This is a genomic window from Paenibacillus taichungensis, from assembly GCF_047302525.1.
Taxonomy (GTDB): domain Bacteria; phylum Bacillota; class Bacilli; order Paenibacillales; family Paenibacillaceae; genus Paenibacillus; species Paenibacillus taichungensis_B.
Window position 1 is genome coordinate 4,720,469 of sequence record NZ_CP168020.1, and the last position, 15,530, is coordinate 4,735,998.

The window sequence follows — 15,530 nt, forward strand, 5'->3', positions numbered from 1 at the left end:
CGTAAAAAAGCTCACACCAATGTTCTAAATAGAACGAGACATGTGAGCTTTTTTAACCTAGCGAAAATTATTCTTATAATATCCCTTTTCCCTAAGTTACTCAGTTCTTCTTCCGGAAAAAGTTTAAGGGTGGGGTTAACTGACTCTCCACTTGTTCATCCTGAATTTGTACTTGTTATACTGTCATAACTAGATAGTATATTACCTTTGCGTCTTACCATAATGGCATTATTCAACCGCATAGAAAGCGAAGATAACAATAAACAGGTCAATCATCGTTAATTTAGATGGTGGACCTTTGGATAAAAACGTTCGATCTACACCATTTCAGCCGACTTGGAAAGAATCCGAAATATCTTTGCCTAAGTTGTTATCCTTAGCTATTTGTTTGGCTACTTCCTCTCCAAAGTCACCTTTATCATGATGATAATATTTTGAATTATCTATTTTCCGCTCATACCCTTCTACATTGGATACATCGTAATTATGACTAATATCATCTGGTGTATCCAGCTTATTGGCCAACTTACTCCGTTCACGCCTTAATTTCTTAAGTTCTTCTTTACTTGCCCCTTCTTTTTCGCGTTTCTTTATTTCTCTATCTAAATCTTCAACTTCTTTTTTGATTTGTTTCTGAGTTTTCCCTTGTGGTTTCTTTTTCTTTCCGCCTCCGGAGCTGCTCATAATCAACATTGCGGACATCAAAATATTTGAATCCGCATAATTACCGAGCATATCCATTGCGGCAGTGAACATAGCATCGGACATCACGTCCGCCATCAGGCCATGCGTGAAATCAGTTGCTTTGTTAAGGGCATTCGCCAGCTTCGGCGACTTCATCAGCAGATCGTTCAGCTTACCTTTTAGCTTGTTCGCTAGATCCATTGGACTGAAATTGCTCGCGAGTCCCTTCGCCTTGGTCATGACCTTGCCTAGCGCACCAGAGAATAGCTTCTCCGGTTCTATTCGCTAAATCCGCGATCTAACAGACGACTGGAACCATCCCAAATACAGTTTCTGCTACTCTGGGACTTTTAAAAAAACTCTTCACCTTTTTTCCTTGCTTGTACAAAAAAAGCGGCATAGGATGGATGTTTTCCCATACCGTTTTATAATCTTTGTTTCGAATGGCGTCTATAAAATAGACTTAAGGACATTTCTTCCAGCCACTCCATTTTTCACTTCATTCAACTTATTTATTGAACAATTAATAAAAGAAATGTAGATATCCCTTATTTGAAGTGATTTACTCAAATCGGATTATTAGGATAATCCTCTAAATATCGATTTATTAAAAATTGACCTCGCTCATCATTTGGCATTATATTCAAATATTTGTACTTCCAGATCTTTAGTTGATCACTAAAACCGTAATCAGTCTTATACCAATTCGTATAATCAAAGTTTATATTGAATTTACCTGTGCTATCTAAACTTAGAGTAAATGAATACCATAATTCTTGATCATTGTCATCAAAAACTTTACGTATTTTCTCAGCTAGATTAAGTAACTTCATTTCGCTTTCTTCGAACTCTCTTTGATCAATCTGAAATTTTTGAGGTATTTTCAAACTATATTCGTATATCTCGGGGGAATTAACTGGACTATAAAAGAAATATGTGCCTCCCCCATCATTTGATACTTGTGCGTAGAATGAAAATTCACTCCAATTTTCTGGAATCATTTTATCAACAGTTATAGCTATCTCATTGTACAACTCATTTAGCAATAAATCCATTTGACTATCCCCCTGCTTGGTTTTTAATTACTTTCTTTATCATATCATCGCCTTCAATTTCATAAACTACTTCGAAAGCATCTGGTCTCATTGAATTGCCCGAATAGATTGGTTTAATTTGCACTGTAACTTTTCTAGGTGGATCTTCTTTAAGAGCGTTGGCCCAATCAGTTTCCATGTCATAACATACTCCGCCACTTCGAATGATATAGATATTTTATAGGACGAGGTTCAGCAATCGTTCAGCTTATTTTCAGCTTGTAAACCAAATCTATTTGACTGAAGTTGCTCGTAAGTCTCTTAGTCTTGGTCATCACCTTTCCTACCGCACCAGAGATGCATCCCCTGCTCATTAATCATTGTATACTTACAAAAACACATTGCTAGTTATCGTTCAGCCTTGAATGTTGTGTCGTAATTCATAATATACATTCCGTCACATACAAAAAAATGTCCACCACCGCTAGGATTATTTAAACGGTAGTGGACACTGAAAATAGAAAACTATTTTCTATGAAAAACAGGCCTGTTACGATAAACTAAAGTAACAATTTCTCTACATCTTTTTTTACCCCTGCATCAAACGTTGCATTTTCAATAACTGCACCTTTCCATTGTACATTTTTTAAATTTGCACCTTCAAAGTTCGCATCTGTGAAATTACCAGAAGATAAGTTTGCTTCACTAAGATTTGCACCACTAAAATTCCCATTAATAGCAACAACTTTAGATAGGTTGGCTTGAATAAAATCCGAATTCGAAAAATCACCTTCAATTAATATCGCTTCAGTTAAATCAGTCTCATCAAAAACAGCTTCATCTGCTTGAACACTGGTAAGATTTGCACGCTTAAATGTAGACAAAGTAAAAGACGTACCTGTAAGGTTTCCCTCCGTAAAATCCACTTCGTCAAAGCATCCTTTGATACAAGAACTTATTTTTATTTGAGCTCTGCACAAATTAGCCTTTATAAAGTTTGCTTCATTAAAAAAACAATCTGCGATATCTGCCTCCTCTAAGCTGACTTGTTCCAAATTACTTTGTTGCCAATCACAATCTCTTATTGAGATCCCATTTAAGTTAGAAGCACGAAAATTCGTCTTTACTGCCATTATTCGATCAGCTTTTAAATACGAAAAATCTGAGAATGATAGATCCATTTCTCCAATTTCTAATCCATCCAAAATCTCTTCATTCAAAATTGCAATTTGGATCTCCTTTTTAATTTCTTCCAAAGAATTCTCCAATATGTATCCCACCCATCAATTGTTTTTTAAATATAAATCCCAATTTTCAGAAGGCCTAAAATCAATCCAATCATTATCTTCACTGAAAATAGGGATTGCCAGATTATTGGATAAATTTAGATATTCCATAACTTTCATCCAGTTTGATAACAGTTCTCCTAGATTCGCATCCCACGGTTTATCCATTAGATCCAGGCGAATAGCCCCCCAATCAAGTTCTTTAACAAGACAAGGAGCCTTCATCAGGAAGTCCCTACCAAACATATCAAGAACAAACCCGTCAAAATACGTATACATTCCAAGCCCCAGTGGTCCGTTCGGCAAAAACTTTACAGTTACTGGATCTGCGGCTGTATCCATCCAATGTTGAACTTTTTCCAATTCATTAGCCCAAGTAAGATTGGAATGCCAGAACAAATGGGATACTCCAAATGTAGGTCGGCATATCCTAGCTATTTCATCCGACAGTTCGAAAAAATCAGGCCATTTTTTTTGAGGAAACGCTTTTCCCACAGACATACTAAAAGTAGATCGCACATTAAATGAAAAATCAAACTCTCCACTTAACTTAATTTTTTTATCCCCATAGATATAAATATCTGAAGATAACCCGTCCTCCAATCTATGCAGTATCTCTTCCCGACTGTATTCAAGTTTAAGCATGTCCGTGTCCCCCCACAACAAGGGATGAAAGACTTCATTATCCTCAAACAAAGATAGCAATTTATTGGCAATCTCAAGTTTGTTCTGATTAATTGCGGGATACATGATTGTACTGAGAAGACTCATTTTTTTATTCATGACTTTGCCCTCCAAGACTGTTTCACTTTTTGTATGGAATCCATTTTCCTCCCCCAGGAAACTTAGGGTTTGAAATCCATTTATATTTTATTTGTCCACTTGTTATATCCATATAATATATTTCACTCTTTTCACCGAGTGGTTTACTTGGTCGAGGTTGAGGAGGTGATCCACTTAAATTTGGTTTATCACTTGAAATTGTAACAACATGCTTGCCGTTTACTTTGTCTTCTAGCATATCTCTCTGTGCTTCCATTTGTTTATCATTATGAATGACTTGTTCCTTACCGCCAGTCTTATGTTTATGATCGTGAACTAGATCAATTTGGTTATTATTATTGTACCCAATGCTATCAGGACGCGTTACTTTCCCATTTTTCTCATGAGTTCTGTGATCTGGACCATTATTATCTATTACTTCTTTCCCAGGAAAGTGTTCAGCTAGAGCCTTCCTTCCTTTATCTTCTGCTTCAGCACCTTTCTTTCTATTATTTTCAGCTCTTTGATTATCTTGGTCCCATTGGTTACGCGGTTTAGGAGCTTTTCCTTCGTTTTTCTTTCTTTCAACGTAACGTTCATATCTTGCATCATTAGCTTCTTTTTTGTCACCACGTTTTTCAGCTTCATCAATTTTGTTACGGTAGTGCTTCTCTTGCTCACTTGTTAATCCATTCTTATTTAACTTACCAGGTTCATTTTTTGAAGATTCTCCATCTTTTGTATCCTTCTTACCGTCTTTATTATCCCCAGAGGATTTAGAACTTCCTGAATCCCCAGAGCTTTTATTGTTTGTGGTGATTCCCTGATTCTGATTCTTCTTATACTTACTATTCAACATACTTAATAGAATCATTGCTTTGGTAATTGTATCCGAATCCACATATTGACTTAGTTGTTCTAAGCCATAATTCATCGCCTCACTGATCAGCAAGTTCTGCATGAATCCGGTAGCCATACCGCCCGCCGTCTTGAGTCCGTTCGCCAGCTTCGGCGACTTCATCATCAGATCGTTTAGCTTGCTTTTCAGCTTATTCGCCAGATCCGCTGGACTAAAGTTGCTCATAAGCCCCTTCGCCTTGGTCATGACCTTGCCTAGTGCACCAGAAATGGCATCTCCGGCTTTGTTCGCCAGATCGCCGATCGCCTTCGCTACCTGACCGGCTTTATCCGCAATCTTTGTTGCTACACCTACAACACTGTCAATCACTTTGCCAGCTTTTTTGATTAACTTGGCACCCTTGACCGCAAACTTGGCACCCGTAGCTGCCCAGCCCACAAACGGAATTGCAGCTGCGGCGGATAATGCCGCGTTGGTATAATCTCCTCGAGCGGCATAGATGCCCGCGTTCGCCAAATCGGCGACTTCACCAATGACCGGAATCATACCGGCGACGTCCAGCACGGTCTGAGTCACATCCAGCACTTTACCCCAGAAGCCTTTTTTCTCCTCTTCCGGTTCCTCTTCCATCTGCACCTCGGACACAAACGGTGCTTCTGGTACCGGCTCCAGATCCTCCACGGTTACGGGCATTTTGATCAATCCGTCCAGTAGCACTTCGCTGCCCTTCAGATCCGTCATGCCGTCCAGAATCATACTGCTGTCTCCGCACTGAAGGAAGATCGTCTCCTGAGCCTCGATCCCTATCTTTTTCTCGCTCTCCAGTGAAATCTCCTGCCCGCCGGATGCTACAATTCCGCTATCGCTCTGAATCATGACCCCGCCGCCGTCCAGCGTGATGAACAGACTTCCTTCCGTCGCGATCAGGGACATTTCTGAATCGGTCATCTTCATTTCTTTGCCGTAGTTGGTTCCCCAGCTCTTGGTGGCTGGATCAGCGGTCTTCGGGGAAGGCTGACTACCACGACGGACGGAGCCCATCGCAAATGCATCACTCTCTTGCCCACTGGAGAAATACACCTGAACAGCGGAGCCCGCTTCCGGCATACTGTAAAACCCGCCGCCATCTCCGGCATATACCGCAGAATACGGCATCCAGCTTGCTTCCGATTCGGATTGGTCAGCATCCACATCCAGATGAACTTTCACCGTATCTTTGGTAACCCCGATGATCTTCCCTTCCAGTGCGACCCCTGCAATGTCATCGTTCCGAATTTCATTTTGCCGAATGCCACTTTCCGGACTAAGTGTGACGGTATGCCGAAGCATGCCCCTTACCGTTCGACTGGTACAAGCGGCGACCTTCAGTTCTTCTTCGTGGAAGAGAACGGTATCTCCGAGCGCCAACCAGCGATGGGTATCCAGCACGTAACTCGTAAAGTCTTTCTCCGATACATCAGAGGCTCCCACAGACCAGGCTTCTTTTAAAGCTCTCATATCCCGTCTTAGCGTATACGCCTGTTCCGGCAATTCTGTATATCGCCCATCCGGTACACCAATATACAGTTTGGGAGAATCAGCCGATATTTCGGGAATGATCGCTGCGCCGAACCGGGATGCTAATCTGCGTAGAAATTGCCAATCCGTCTCCCGATATTGGAGGGTCAAGGCCCCAAGCTTCGAACTTCCACTCACATAATCAATGACATCCGATTTCGGGTAAGCTTTCAGTACCTGCCGAATGACATCTTCGCAGTCCTGATCCTTGTTCTGGAACGAACGAATACGAGGTTCAATGTCCAGCAAATAGGAATAGGACACGGCCTCCAGTTCCAATATGTATATCCCCTGAACTCGGCGGATGCTGACATCCTGCACGAGTCCCTGGAACAGTTTGCGTACTTCCTGCCCCTGATCCCCAATCTCCACCAGGGACACCGTTTCATCCTGAGCCAGGATGTTCAGATCCCGATCTTGATGTTCTTCCGGGATGATGCCTTGTAGATACAGGCGGGCATGATCCCCTGCTTTGCGCTCGATACGCAAATCTTGTATATGCTGCAGCGTGTATGGAGATATACATCGGATATTCCCCATACCCACAGCCGCTTCCACTACACTCATTGTCTCACTTCTTTCCTCTAGCAATGTCAGCACACGGAAAAAAGGACTCAGCTATATTCTAAGATGTACGTTACCTGATGTTACCGCCGAACCCTGTTGTGCCGCCTATGGAAGATCCGCCAAGCTCTTGACCATCATCTTCAATCTGGATGTAGCCTCCATAGAGGCACATGTTCATGCAGGTGCTTAATAGGGCTGGTTCATTTTCGATGAGCACATCGGTTTTGCCATCCATCCACGGTGTAGACACGGACGGAATACAGGGTGCTTTCTGAACGCCCTCAATGTCGAATTCGCCGGTCTGCACGACAGGATTCAACTGACTTGTGCAATTTCCAAAAGGCATGATGTGGATCATGGGTGTTGCATCGGCCACATTCAGTTGTGCTTTTTCCTTCAAATGAACGCCGTGGCTGTAAGGGATTTTCAATCGATTTAACTGCGTACCGCAAGAACAGCTTAATATCGCTCCTGCCACAACATACGTTGGGCCCCCGGCACCTTCATCCACAACATCGGGTCTTGTAGCACCAATAGCTTCAGCCATTGTTTTTCCTCCTCTTTGGCCTTTCGCCCAGATTATTTTTAATAGTTCCGTTAACGGTTCTGCCTCTAAACCTGATCCACGCGTTGCAGGCGCAGTCCGGTATAGTCCCGGCGTAAAATCGCTTCAGCCAATGCCAAATTCACCAAGATCACGGTTTCCTTCAATCGTTCGTCCGTCAACTGAATAATTGGCCAGTTTGTGCTGCTCAATCGTTCGCCATCAACCTGAAGTACGTTCAACTTGCCACTGCTGTCAAATGTACTGTCCATGGATAGTGCTGCCAGCTGTGGCGGCACCATGAACCAGTAAGGGTGTAACTGCTGTCTCTCCATATCCATCAGCCCAGCCAACCTGAACATCAGGCGTGGAGCGAATGTACTCAGCAAACGTTTAAGCTCATCGGACCATAACGGATACGGCCGCTCGATCAGATCCACAGGAACAGGATTTCGATTAGGGCGAATCGTAAACTGCAAATTCGCTTGTTCCAGTTCATTCAATTGCTTGCCTCTAATCCACTCGGGCTGAATAATTCCTTTGACACCAATCGGTTCAAGAGCCCCTGTTACACGCATATCCTGCATGATCCGGAACCAGTCGTTTCTCATGCCATCCGCCCCTTCTGCTGTAAGTTCCGCTCCATAAAGTAGGCTAACTGGTCCTCGATCGTCCTATCGATATGCTCCAGGCCCTTTCGTTTCCGGGCTGCGGGACGACCCTGGATGGGGCAGGAAGCTCCCGTATCCATCTGTGCCCCCTCCAAACGCGAACCTGTAAAATCGACGCTGGACACATCCGTTCCACGGAAATCCGCATCAGCCAAGTTGCATACGCCAAACACAGTGCCTTCTAGCAACGCTCCCGTAAAATCCGCTCCTTGAAGATCCGCCAGTACAAAGTCTGCCTCTCTCAGATCCGTCCCTGCAAAGGATATCGGATGAAATCCCGGGATTTCCCAGATCTCAGGATCAACCAACCCCTGCTTCGCCTCGATCCCATGAAATATGGCCCCTACCATCCTGCATCTTCGGAAACGAGCACCATACATCTGGCTGCTATTCCATCGGGTATCCGTCAAGTCACATTGCTCCCAGACGGTATTCAACAGGTTGTTGGCTTCGAATTGGGCCCCTCCAAACGCCACATCGCGAAAAGCCGTGTAACGGAAATCCATCCCACTATAATCTCCTCCAGCCAGGTCCAGATGTTCCAAAGCCGCATATCCGTAGGCTCCCTCGATTCTTTCAGCAAGCCATTTTCGCATCTCTGATTCATCGCCTGGATCACCATTCGTTTTGTACACGGATTCGCTCACATCCAGATATTCACCTACCCGAACTTCAAAGGACGGGCACTTCTCCAGATGAATAAACGATTCACATTGCACAGCCTCCGGCATTGCCAGATGAATCAGATTCGTCACATAGGCGTGTCCGTGTTCAGTTTCCTTCAGGAGTAAATGTTCCAGATCTGGTCGTGAAATGGAGCCTGCATAGAGCGAACCCGGCCGTTGCAATTCTTCTTCCCAACAAGCCAGCATCACATCCAGATAACCAAATGCCCAGGAAGCATCATATTCTCCTTCAATGGGAGAGGGATCAAATAACCACGTTTCGTCAGCCATTTCGGTCAAATACAGGGCCTGCCCATCCATTAGTCGTGTTCGAAGCATGGAATATGTAAAATGCCCCACTGCTCCATGTTCACCGATCTTCTGCGCATCCAGGACACACTCACACTGCTTAGCAAAATGACGGAGAAACTCTTCTTTCAAACGTTCGCGATTCTGCTGGTACACCTGCTCGAAGCGGATCATCACTTGGTTGCGTAGTGGAATTACGATCTCTTGCTTGAACTGCACAAGCGCAGTAGTCACAAGCATTCCTCCTTTCTCCTTTTTAAATATCACCAATTCACTGTTATATGAACAATCCAGAAGTTGATTTGTAGTAGAACTCTAGTCACTTTTAATTGGTTTTCAGTTCTGTGCCCACCAATGAGGTTGTTCCGTCCATTTTGATGTTGCTCTCTTTACAGCTCAGGCTGATTTCTTCTTTTGCAGAAAAAACAATACTTTTCTCAGCATTCATCATGATATCTTCCTTGGCGGAAATCGTGATCTGCTGACTGCTAATAATTTCGATACCTCCGCCTTCACTCAGCCGAATAAAAATCTCCCCGTCTTTGCCCGTAACAATCACCTCTTCGGGTGTCATCTTCAATTCCTTACCAGCGGCGGTACGGAAGTATTTATGATCCGGGTTACTCAGCTTGTTGCTCTCGCCTTCGTCCGAGTTCTGGCGTACCGAGCTCGTAGCTACCCCTTCTTCTTCCTTGTTGCCGGGAAAATAAACCCGCACATGATCCCCTTTTTCGGGCATCACGTACCAACCACTGTTTCCTTCCGCCGTATACACGGACTGATAGGGAAAAGCATGCGCCTCACCCTCGTTTTGCGCTGGATCAATGTGCAGATGCACTTTCAAGCGATCCTTGTCGATGCCAATGACGACACCTTGCAGCGAAACTCCGATAATTTTATCGTTATGGAATGTATTTTGCCGTAGTCCCCGATGTGTACTTAGTGTATAACGATGCTTGAGCAGACCATTTTTCATTTCGGTAAATGCCTCATATACATACAGGAGCTTGCCCTTGAATTCGATGGCATTCCCCAGATCCAGTACGCGATTTGTCTCCACTTCGTAATACACGTAATCCTCTTCGCCAACCTCAACCTTGGTGTTCTGCGAGGTGTAACGGAACTTATCCATCCGTTTGCGAACTCTGTAATTGAAATCCTCCAGCCTTCCCTTGGATGACGTATCAAACACACCAAAATAGAATTTTGGAGTATCAAATACGGATGCAGGCATCAAACCCGTTCGAAGACGGGATGCAATACGCTTCAGAAACTGCCAGTCCGTTTCCTCATATTGAAGGGTGAACTTTCCAATGGCTGCCCCATCTGTTGCAGCATCCATGATATCGATGTTGGGATAGTCAGCCGCAACTTGGTCTAACAACTGTGGATACGTCATTCCATGATTTTGGAACGAACGGCTTTTCCTACGGATATCCAGTTCATGGGTATGAGAGATGCCCTCCACTTCGAGCATATAGACGCCACCGGTCACCATTACCCCAACATTTAGAATCAAGCCGCTGAACAGTACAGATGTACTGCCTTCCTCATCGATCTGACTGATCTCGACTAGCGTATCCGAACCGCTTAGACGCACGTATGTATCCTTTTTTTCTTCATCTACAATTCCCGTGAACTTCACACATGCGTGCTCATTCATTTGTTTGGTAATAACCAGTTCATGCAGACTGACCAGTTCGAACGGGCTTACTCTCACATTTTTGTAAGACAAGGCTTCAATACTCACATTACATCGCCCCTTTCCTCATCGACCTCAAATCGGATGGAGTTCATCATCGCGGAAGCCACACGTTTCCAATCGTCCAGTTCCAGATCTGTGCAGTTGAAGGTAAAGATCAGTGCCCGTTCATCCAACGAAGTGAACAGCATGAGATGATACAGATTCGCATTCACGACAGGAGTCAAAAATTCGCAAGTTGCCGCAGCACGTTCTCCCACGGTGCGATCACCGTCCCCATACCATTTGGTAAGCTTCTGCGTTCGCCGCAAAATCTGAATCATGCTCTGTTTAAACAAGGGCAGATCCTCCTCTGGCAGTGGGTTAACCGTGTGATTCACGGCGATATTAATCGTGCCTTCTGCATTCGTGTAGATCGTACCGGGTCTGTGCTGTGAAGGATACTTTAGATTCATCATGTGCTCAGACATAGGCTTGAAGGTCCGTGGCAGCATAATCCGGGCCTTTCCTTCAAGCAGCTCCGTTTCTTGAAATGAATAGGGCTCACCACCAATTTGTAAAAAAGCAGCCGTTAAGTCCAGGTCTTGTTCTTCCGGAATATGTCCATATCCATCATCAGGGGCATCCGTTGTCATGCCGTTCATCATTGCAACAATTTTTTCATCCCAATGCTTCATCGTTTCCATCCTCCCATTCTCTTGAAAATTTCAATCCACAATCATGCGATGTGGTCCACCTATCGGGTGCCCCGAACGTCCCGTTCCCCGACCTGCATTCGCCAGTATACGATCCAGATATCGATGAATCTGCGCATTATCGTATTCTCTGTACTCCAGCCCCAATCGACTGGCAATGTGATGCAAAATGACGCTGCGCGCAACCGTTCCTTCATTAAGACACATCATGGCGAAGACCAGATCCTGGGGATCAGAGGTGCCCGTTCGAAGCAATCTCTCGGCATAATCCTTCATGACAACAGGGGATAAGGTGCTTGCCCCCTCGGCTGCATAAGGGACATGAATGACATGCAGTGTGTTGAACTCCGTTGCCAAGTCAGCAAAGGTCTGGTAGTCCCGCCGCAGCCGGGCCCCTTCCTTCAGCTTGAATCGAGCCAGCTCCAACTCTCCAGATGTGCATGTTGTCTCTTCATCCAAGAGCAGTTCCGAATGGCTTATCGTCATGTCACTCACGGTCTCCTCCGCAGTAAACCGAAGCTTCAGCACATTGATCCGGCCCGTAGCGTGGTATGCCAGTTCCATAGGCTCTGTCAGCATGTAAAGCCTTCCTTTATGCAGCACCATCCCAGGGGAGACGACCAACTTGTCCGGGAACACTTCTACCTCTGTACCTGCAAGAATGCCATCTGCATAACCGCGATAGTACAGTTCGATGTAGTCTCTGGGGAAATCGCGTAGTCCCTCCAACATGGATGTTTTCAGAATTCTTCCCTTGTTAAAATGCGGATACGAATATGTGAACATGAGCGGTGTCCCTCCTTTCTGCTCTTGGTCCTCACTTCATTCCGTCAAAGAAGTCGAGTTCAGACAAGTCTGTTTCAAACGGAAGCAGCTTCTGAGGCCCCAGATACAATCGTTCATTCCTGCGGGCAACCGGCAATACATGAAACCCCCAATGACGGTCATCGGGAAAAACAAAAAACTTCGTTTCTCCATTCACAATAGAGTCCGTATCATCCTGCGGGATTTTATCTCCGTACTGATCCCTGATGTCTTCGTAGAGCACCTCTTTATAGGCATCCGGACGGTTGGCATAGACGAATTTCTGTCTCAGTTGACCATCACTTCCGCTAAGGTACAACTCCACTTCTGCCGTCTCGAATGGACGGGAAATGCTGCCCGGAATGCCGTCACTCCGATCCAGACTGCTGATCAGCATTTTTTCACGTCCATTATGCGTGTAGGCACTTACGGTATAAGGAATTACAGCGGCATCATGCGTGATGTCGGCTTGAACGCTTCCTGTTTTGCGGGCACTCAGATAACGAATCGCCCCTCGAAGGCAGGCAAGTTTAAGATCAGGCACACGCCCTTCCGCAGGTTTTTGCCGAAACTCAATGCTTCTGCCTGGAACGAACTCTTTCAGTGCTTCCCGAAATACATCAATGCGGCAGGACTGACCTGTCAACTTGATAATCGAATATTGGCTCATCCGCCCTTGCCGATAGAAATCATCCAAAAACTTGCGGACCACCTCGTAGATATCAGCCTTAATCAGCTGAGTAATTTCCTTGATATTAAACACCACATCGGGGAACTCATATTCATCTTTCAGTTCACCACTACGTTCCACAGATAGAAACCAACGTTCCATGGTCGTGATCTGCAGGTCACTATCCCCATCGTCCTCCATCTCCGAGTGGAATCGGTTACGCAAGATGCCGGTTTTGCGAAAAAATTGCTGCTTCATCTCTTCTGCGATTTCCCACAGAAAGTAGAAGTTGCCTCTCACCCGCAGATACTCATCCCGTGAACGATTCTCTCGACGCGCAAACGCAGTCGGGATGATATGTTCTGCCTCCTCATAGCGTTGTTCCAGCTTCTGATAGACGGATTTCACACCTTCTTCGTCCACCTGGCGGAACACATCCGCACCGGGTGCCTCGATCAGGCTATCGATATCCGTCACCTGACGGCGTCCGCTGTAGTAGTCTGCGAATACGATCTTCATGAACTGCATAATACGATAGGTAATGTTGTGACCTCCGAAGTTGGTATCCCCATTTTCGTAAGTGGTATGGATATCCAGCTTGTACGCCATATGTCCGTCCTCGATCGTAAATGCACAAGATGACAAGTCAGTTGTTCCACCGCCACAATCAATCACGAGCGCATGATACGTCTGCCCTTCCATGAAAGCACCGCGTTCCATCCCGTCGGCAAGGGTGTTATAGAGCACAGCCATTCCCTCATCCAGTGCATACGTCTGTTCAATCCGATAATCCGGAAGCATCTCTCCAAACATCTGCAAAAACTGTGTTTTCATCTTCACGGGACTGGTAAAATGCACATGGCGAAACTTGCACTTGAACTGATGCTCTGCTGTTCGGATGATGTAATTCATGTACGCACGCAGCAGATCCATACGAGAAACCATGGCCGCATTGCCATGAACATCGACGATCTCTTCCATTTTGTTGTAGTTGTTCACCCAGCGCTTCATGCTGCGGAAGACACTCGCCCGGCTGCTGTACCCTCCCCGACGCATGCTTCGCAGCGCTTCATAGCCGAACTCGTAGCGAATGTTCGCTGGATCCGAGCACTCCGCCACACCGATGGCCGTAGGTAGGACCTCGATCCAGTCCGTGTCTTTGTATGTAGGGTCGGGAAAAGCCACATAGTTAATGGCATCCATACGAACCCGCCCATTCAGCAAATCCTGGCTGCTTGGTGCCTGAATATAACCATTATGCAAATAGGCGCCTGCCGTCGTGTTGGAGGTGCCAAAGTCAATTGCAAGTACAGCGTCTGTCGGTTCGAGTTCCCGGATGTTCAGATCGGCCAGTGGAATTTGAGTATATTGAATATGAACCGGAGGAAGAGGCCTGCTAGAGTAATAGGTCTGATATAGATATTCCGAATCGCGTTTACGGAAAAAGAGAAGACTGTACTGTCTGTTGCCCGATCGTTTCCAGGTCGATCCACTTCCTGCCGTCAAATAAAAGGTTCCGGATATGGACTCGTCCTTAACCAGATTAAAGATGCCACACAGCTCCATACTCTCATTGACCAAAAGTACGTTGGATTCGGTTAAACCACCCGGTGCCGTGACAACATACTGATCCAGCTTGTCCACTTTCAATCCTTCGTACAGAATCAGCCGCGCGGGCACACTAATACCTCCATCGCTGCTCATAGGAGCCGTCATATGACGAGAAATGGCCTTTTGTATGCGCTCGAATCCGCCTTCAACAGACTGATCGATCCACAATACATCGTCCGCTCCCAAAAATTTCAGAATAATCCGAATCAGTTCTTCACGCTCCGTGCGGGGCCCCAATCCCTCAACCAGTCGCTCCTTGTAACAAATATTCCGTAATTGAAATGTGGTCATGTCCATCAACTCTTCGCGCGTATAACGCATGGTTCCTCTGGCCCGTTCCCTGCCCGTGGCATCGGGATACAATCGGTATGAATAGCCGTTCATCTATACTTCCTCCTTACAACTGCTGATGCTGCTTAATATAGGGCAATACCGTCCTGTATCATCGTATAGTCCACATCCAGAATGCCAAAATGATGACCCCAGTATATTTCCGTGTCAAAACGAACCGGCAGGAAGAGTTCAAGAATCAATTCCAGCTTCTCCTTCGCTTCCGTCCGTTCTACCTGACCAATATATAAGAGCAATTCATCCTTCTCCTCACAATTGGCATAAAGGGTTGAACGCGGGAACATCCGGACAAGAGTATCCCTTAGCAGATGAACGGCCTCTCCCGTATCGTACAGACGGAGCATATTGCAGGCGATCACTTCCTGTTCCTCTCGTCCGAACAACTCCAGTCGCCGCCGTATCCGTTTCCCGTATACACCCGAATGCATATCATTCAAAATGAAGCGAATGTAATACTCCCTTTTATTCATCCCCTGCATCAAATCCATATCCGCCAGAAAATGAATGACCAAATCAAAGAGCGTCTCCCGCAATTCCACCTGCTCTTCGTTATTGATATCGAACAAATCCCTGAAAATATCAAAAAAACGATAATACGGATTGACTTCAATCGTACGTTCCACGTCTGAAGCATTCAGGTTCGTATGACTTAATTCCATATATGGCGAATATACACGTGCAGGAACAAAAGTTACGTCTCTCAGATCAGTTCCATTACGCTTGGCGCGAATAATCAGATCCCATATATAATTCATGTTA

The 15,530-nt window shown here is 45.3% G+C and carries 14 protein-coding genes; all 14 read right to left on the reverse strand.

Annotated features, from left to right (window positions below; all coding sequences use genetic code 11):
• Nucleotides 1-327 precede the first annotated feature (327 nt).
• The gene (locus ACDJ58_RS21145) at nucleotides 328-924 is read right to left on the reverse strand and encodes a hypothetical protein (RefSeq protein ID WP_413372754.1); all 597 of its coding nucleotides are present in this window, start codon (nucleotides 922-924) and stop codon (nucleotides 328-330) included.
• Between the two features lie 326 nt (nucleotides 925-1,250).
• Nucleotides 1,251-1,739 carry an immunity protein YezG family protein gene (locus ACDJ58_RS21150; RefSeq protein WP_413372755.1) on the reverse strand — a complete coding sequence of 163 codons (489 nt, stop codon included), beginning with the start codon at nucleotides 1,737-1,739 and terminating at the stop codon, nucleotides 1,251-1,253.
• Nucleotides 1,740-1,743: 4 nt separating this feature from the next.
• Nucleotides 1,744-1,917 carry a DNA/RNA non-specific endonuclease gene (locus tag ACDJ58_RS21155; protein ID WP_413372757.1) on the reverse strand — a complete coding sequence of 58 codons (174 nt, stop codon included), beginning with the start codon at nucleotides 1,915-1,917 and terminating at the stop codon, nucleotides 1,744-1,746.
• Between the two features lie 361 nt (nucleotides 1,918-2,278).
• Nucleotides 2,279-2,986, reverse strand: coding sequence for a pentapeptide repeat-containing protein (locus ACDJ58_RS21160; RefSeq protein WP_413372758.1), 708 nt, complete (start codon nucleotides 2,984-2,986; stop codon nucleotides 2,279-2,281).
• A 15-nt stretch (nucleotides 2,987-3,001) separates the two neighbouring features.
• Nucleotides 3,002-3,787: a hypothetical protein gene (locus tag ACDJ58_RS21165; protein WP_413372759.1), complete on the reverse strand. Its 786-nt coding sequence runs from the start codon at nucleotides 3,785-3,787 to the stop codon at nucleotides 3,002-3,004.
• A gap of 22 nt (nucleotides 3,788-3,809) precedes the next feature.
• Complete coding sequence (locus tag ACDJ58_RS21170; RefSeq protein ID WP_413372761.1) at nucleotides 3,810-6,749, reverse strand: contractile injection system protein, VgrG/Pvc8 family; 2,940 nt, start codon at nucleotides 6,747-6,749, stop codon at nucleotides 3,810-3,812.
• A 70-nt stretch (nucleotides 6,750-6,819) separates the two neighbouring features.
• Nucleotides 6,820-7,296 (reverse strand): DUF4280 domain-containing protein, encoded by a 477-nt coding sequence (locus ACDJ58_RS21175; protein ID WP_064636287.1) that lies wholly within the window; start codon nucleotides 7,294-7,296, stop codon nucleotides 6,820-6,822.
• Between the two features lie 65 nt (nucleotides 7,297-7,361).
• Nucleotides 7,362-7,904 carry a hypothetical protein gene (locus ACDJ58_RS21180; protein ID WP_413372762.1) on the reverse strand — a complete coding sequence of 181 codons (543 nt, stop codon included), beginning with the start codon at nucleotides 7,902-7,904 and terminating at the stop codon, nucleotides 7,362-7,364.
• The gene (locus tag ACDJ58_RS21185; protein ID WP_413372763.1) at nucleotides 7,901-9,178 is read right to left on the reverse strand and encodes a pentapeptide repeat-containing protein; all 1,278 of its coding nucleotides are present in this window, start codon (nucleotides 9,176-9,178) and stop codon (nucleotides 7,901-7,903) included. Before ACDJ58_RS21185 ends, ACDJ58_RS21180 begins: the two co-directional genes overlap by 4 nt.
• 85 nt (nucleotides 9,179-9,263) lie before the next feature.
• The gene (locus tag ACDJ58_RS21190; protein ID WP_413372764.1) at nucleotides 9,264-10,688 is read right to left on the reverse strand and encodes a contractile injection system protein, VgrG/Pvc8 family; all 1,425 of its coding nucleotides are present in this window, start codon (nucleotides 10,686-10,688) and stop codon (nucleotides 9,264-9,266) included.
• Nucleotides 10,685-11,317 carry a hypothetical protein gene (locus tag ACDJ58_RS21195; RefSeq protein ID WP_413372765.1) on the reverse strand — a complete coding sequence of 211 codons (633 nt, stop codon included), beginning with the start codon at nucleotides 11,315-11,317 and terminating at the stop codon, nucleotides 10,685-10,687. Before ACDJ58_RS21195 ends, ACDJ58_RS21190 begins: the two co-directional genes overlap by 4 nt.
• Nucleotides 11,318-11,347: 30 nt before the next feature.
• Nucleotides 11,348-12,121 carry a DNA and RNA helicase gene (locus ACDJ58_RS21200; RefSeq protein ID WP_413372766.1) on the reverse strand — a complete coding sequence of 258 codons (774 nt, stop codon included), beginning with the start codon at nucleotides 12,119-12,121 and terminating at the stop codon, nucleotides 11,348-11,350.
• Nucleotides 12,122-12,152: 31 nt separating this feature from the next.
• Nucleotides 12,153-14,804: a molecular chaperone gene (locus tag ACDJ58_RS21205; protein ID WP_413372767.1), complete on the reverse strand. Its 2,652-nt coding sequence runs from the start codon at nucleotides 14,802-14,804 to the stop codon at nucleotides 12,153-12,155.
• Nucleotides 14,805-14,836: 32 nt separating this feature from the next.
• A complete protein-coding gene (locus ACDJ58_RS21210) occupies nucleotides 14,837-15,526 on the reverse strand; it encodes a hypothetical protein (protein WP_063567935.1) in 690 nt (229 codons plus the stop codon).
• Nucleotides 15,527-15,530: the final 4 nt, after the last annotated feature.

Excerpts from the sequence above, each read along its gene's own strand:
- ACDJ58_RS21180 (WP_413372762.1), bottom strand. The coding sequence starts at position 7,904 with ATGAGAAACGACTGGTTCCGGATCATGCAGGATATGCGTGTAACAGGG.
- ACDJ58_RS21200 (WP_413372766.1), bottom strand. The coding sequence starts at position 12,121 with ATGTTCACATATTCGTATCCGCATTTTAACAAGGGAAGAATTCTGAAA.
- ACDJ58_RS21170 (WP_413372761.1), bottom strand. The coding sequence starts at position 6,749 with ATGAGTGTAGTGGAAGCGGCTGTGGGTATGGGGAATATCCGATGTATA.
- ACDJ58_RS21205 (WP_413372767.1), bottom strand. The coding sequence starts at position 14,804 with ATGAACGGCTATTCATACCGATTGTATCCCGATGCCACGGGCAGGGAA.
- ACDJ58_RS21195 (WP_413372765.1), bottom strand. The coding sequence starts at position 11,317 with ATGAAGCATTGGGATGAAAAAATTGTTGCAATGATGAACGGCATGACA.
- ACDJ58_RS21165 (WP_413372759.1), bottom strand. The coding sequence starts at position 3,787 with ATGAATAAAAAAATGAGTCTTCTCAGTACAATCATGTATCCCGCAATT.
- ACDJ58_RS21210 (WP_063567935.1), bottom strand. The coding sequence starts at position 15,526 with ATGAATTATATATGGGATCTGATTATTCGCGCCAAGCGTAATGGAACT.
- ACDJ58_RS21150 (WP_413372755.1), bottom strand. The coding sequence starts at position 1,739 with ATGGATTTATTGCTAAATGAGTTGTACAATGAGATAGCTATAACTGTT.
- ACDJ58_RS21155 (WP_413372757.1), bottom strand. The coding sequence starts at position 1,917 with ATGGAAACTGATTGGGCCAACGCTCTTAAAGAAGATCCACCTAGAAAA.
- ACDJ58_RS21145 (WP_413372754.1), bottom strand. The coding sequence starts at position 924 with ATGACCAAGGCGAAGGGACTCGCGAGCAATTTCAGTCCAATGGATCTA.
- ACDJ58_RS21185 (WP_413372763.1), bottom strand. The coding sequence starts at position 9,178 with ATGCTTGTGACTACTGCGCTTGTGCAGTTCAAGCAAGAGATCGTAATT.
- ACDJ58_RS21175 (WP_064636287.1), bottom strand. The coding sequence starts at position 7,296 with ATGGCTGAAGCTATTGGTGCTACAAGACCCGATGTTGTGGATGAAGGT.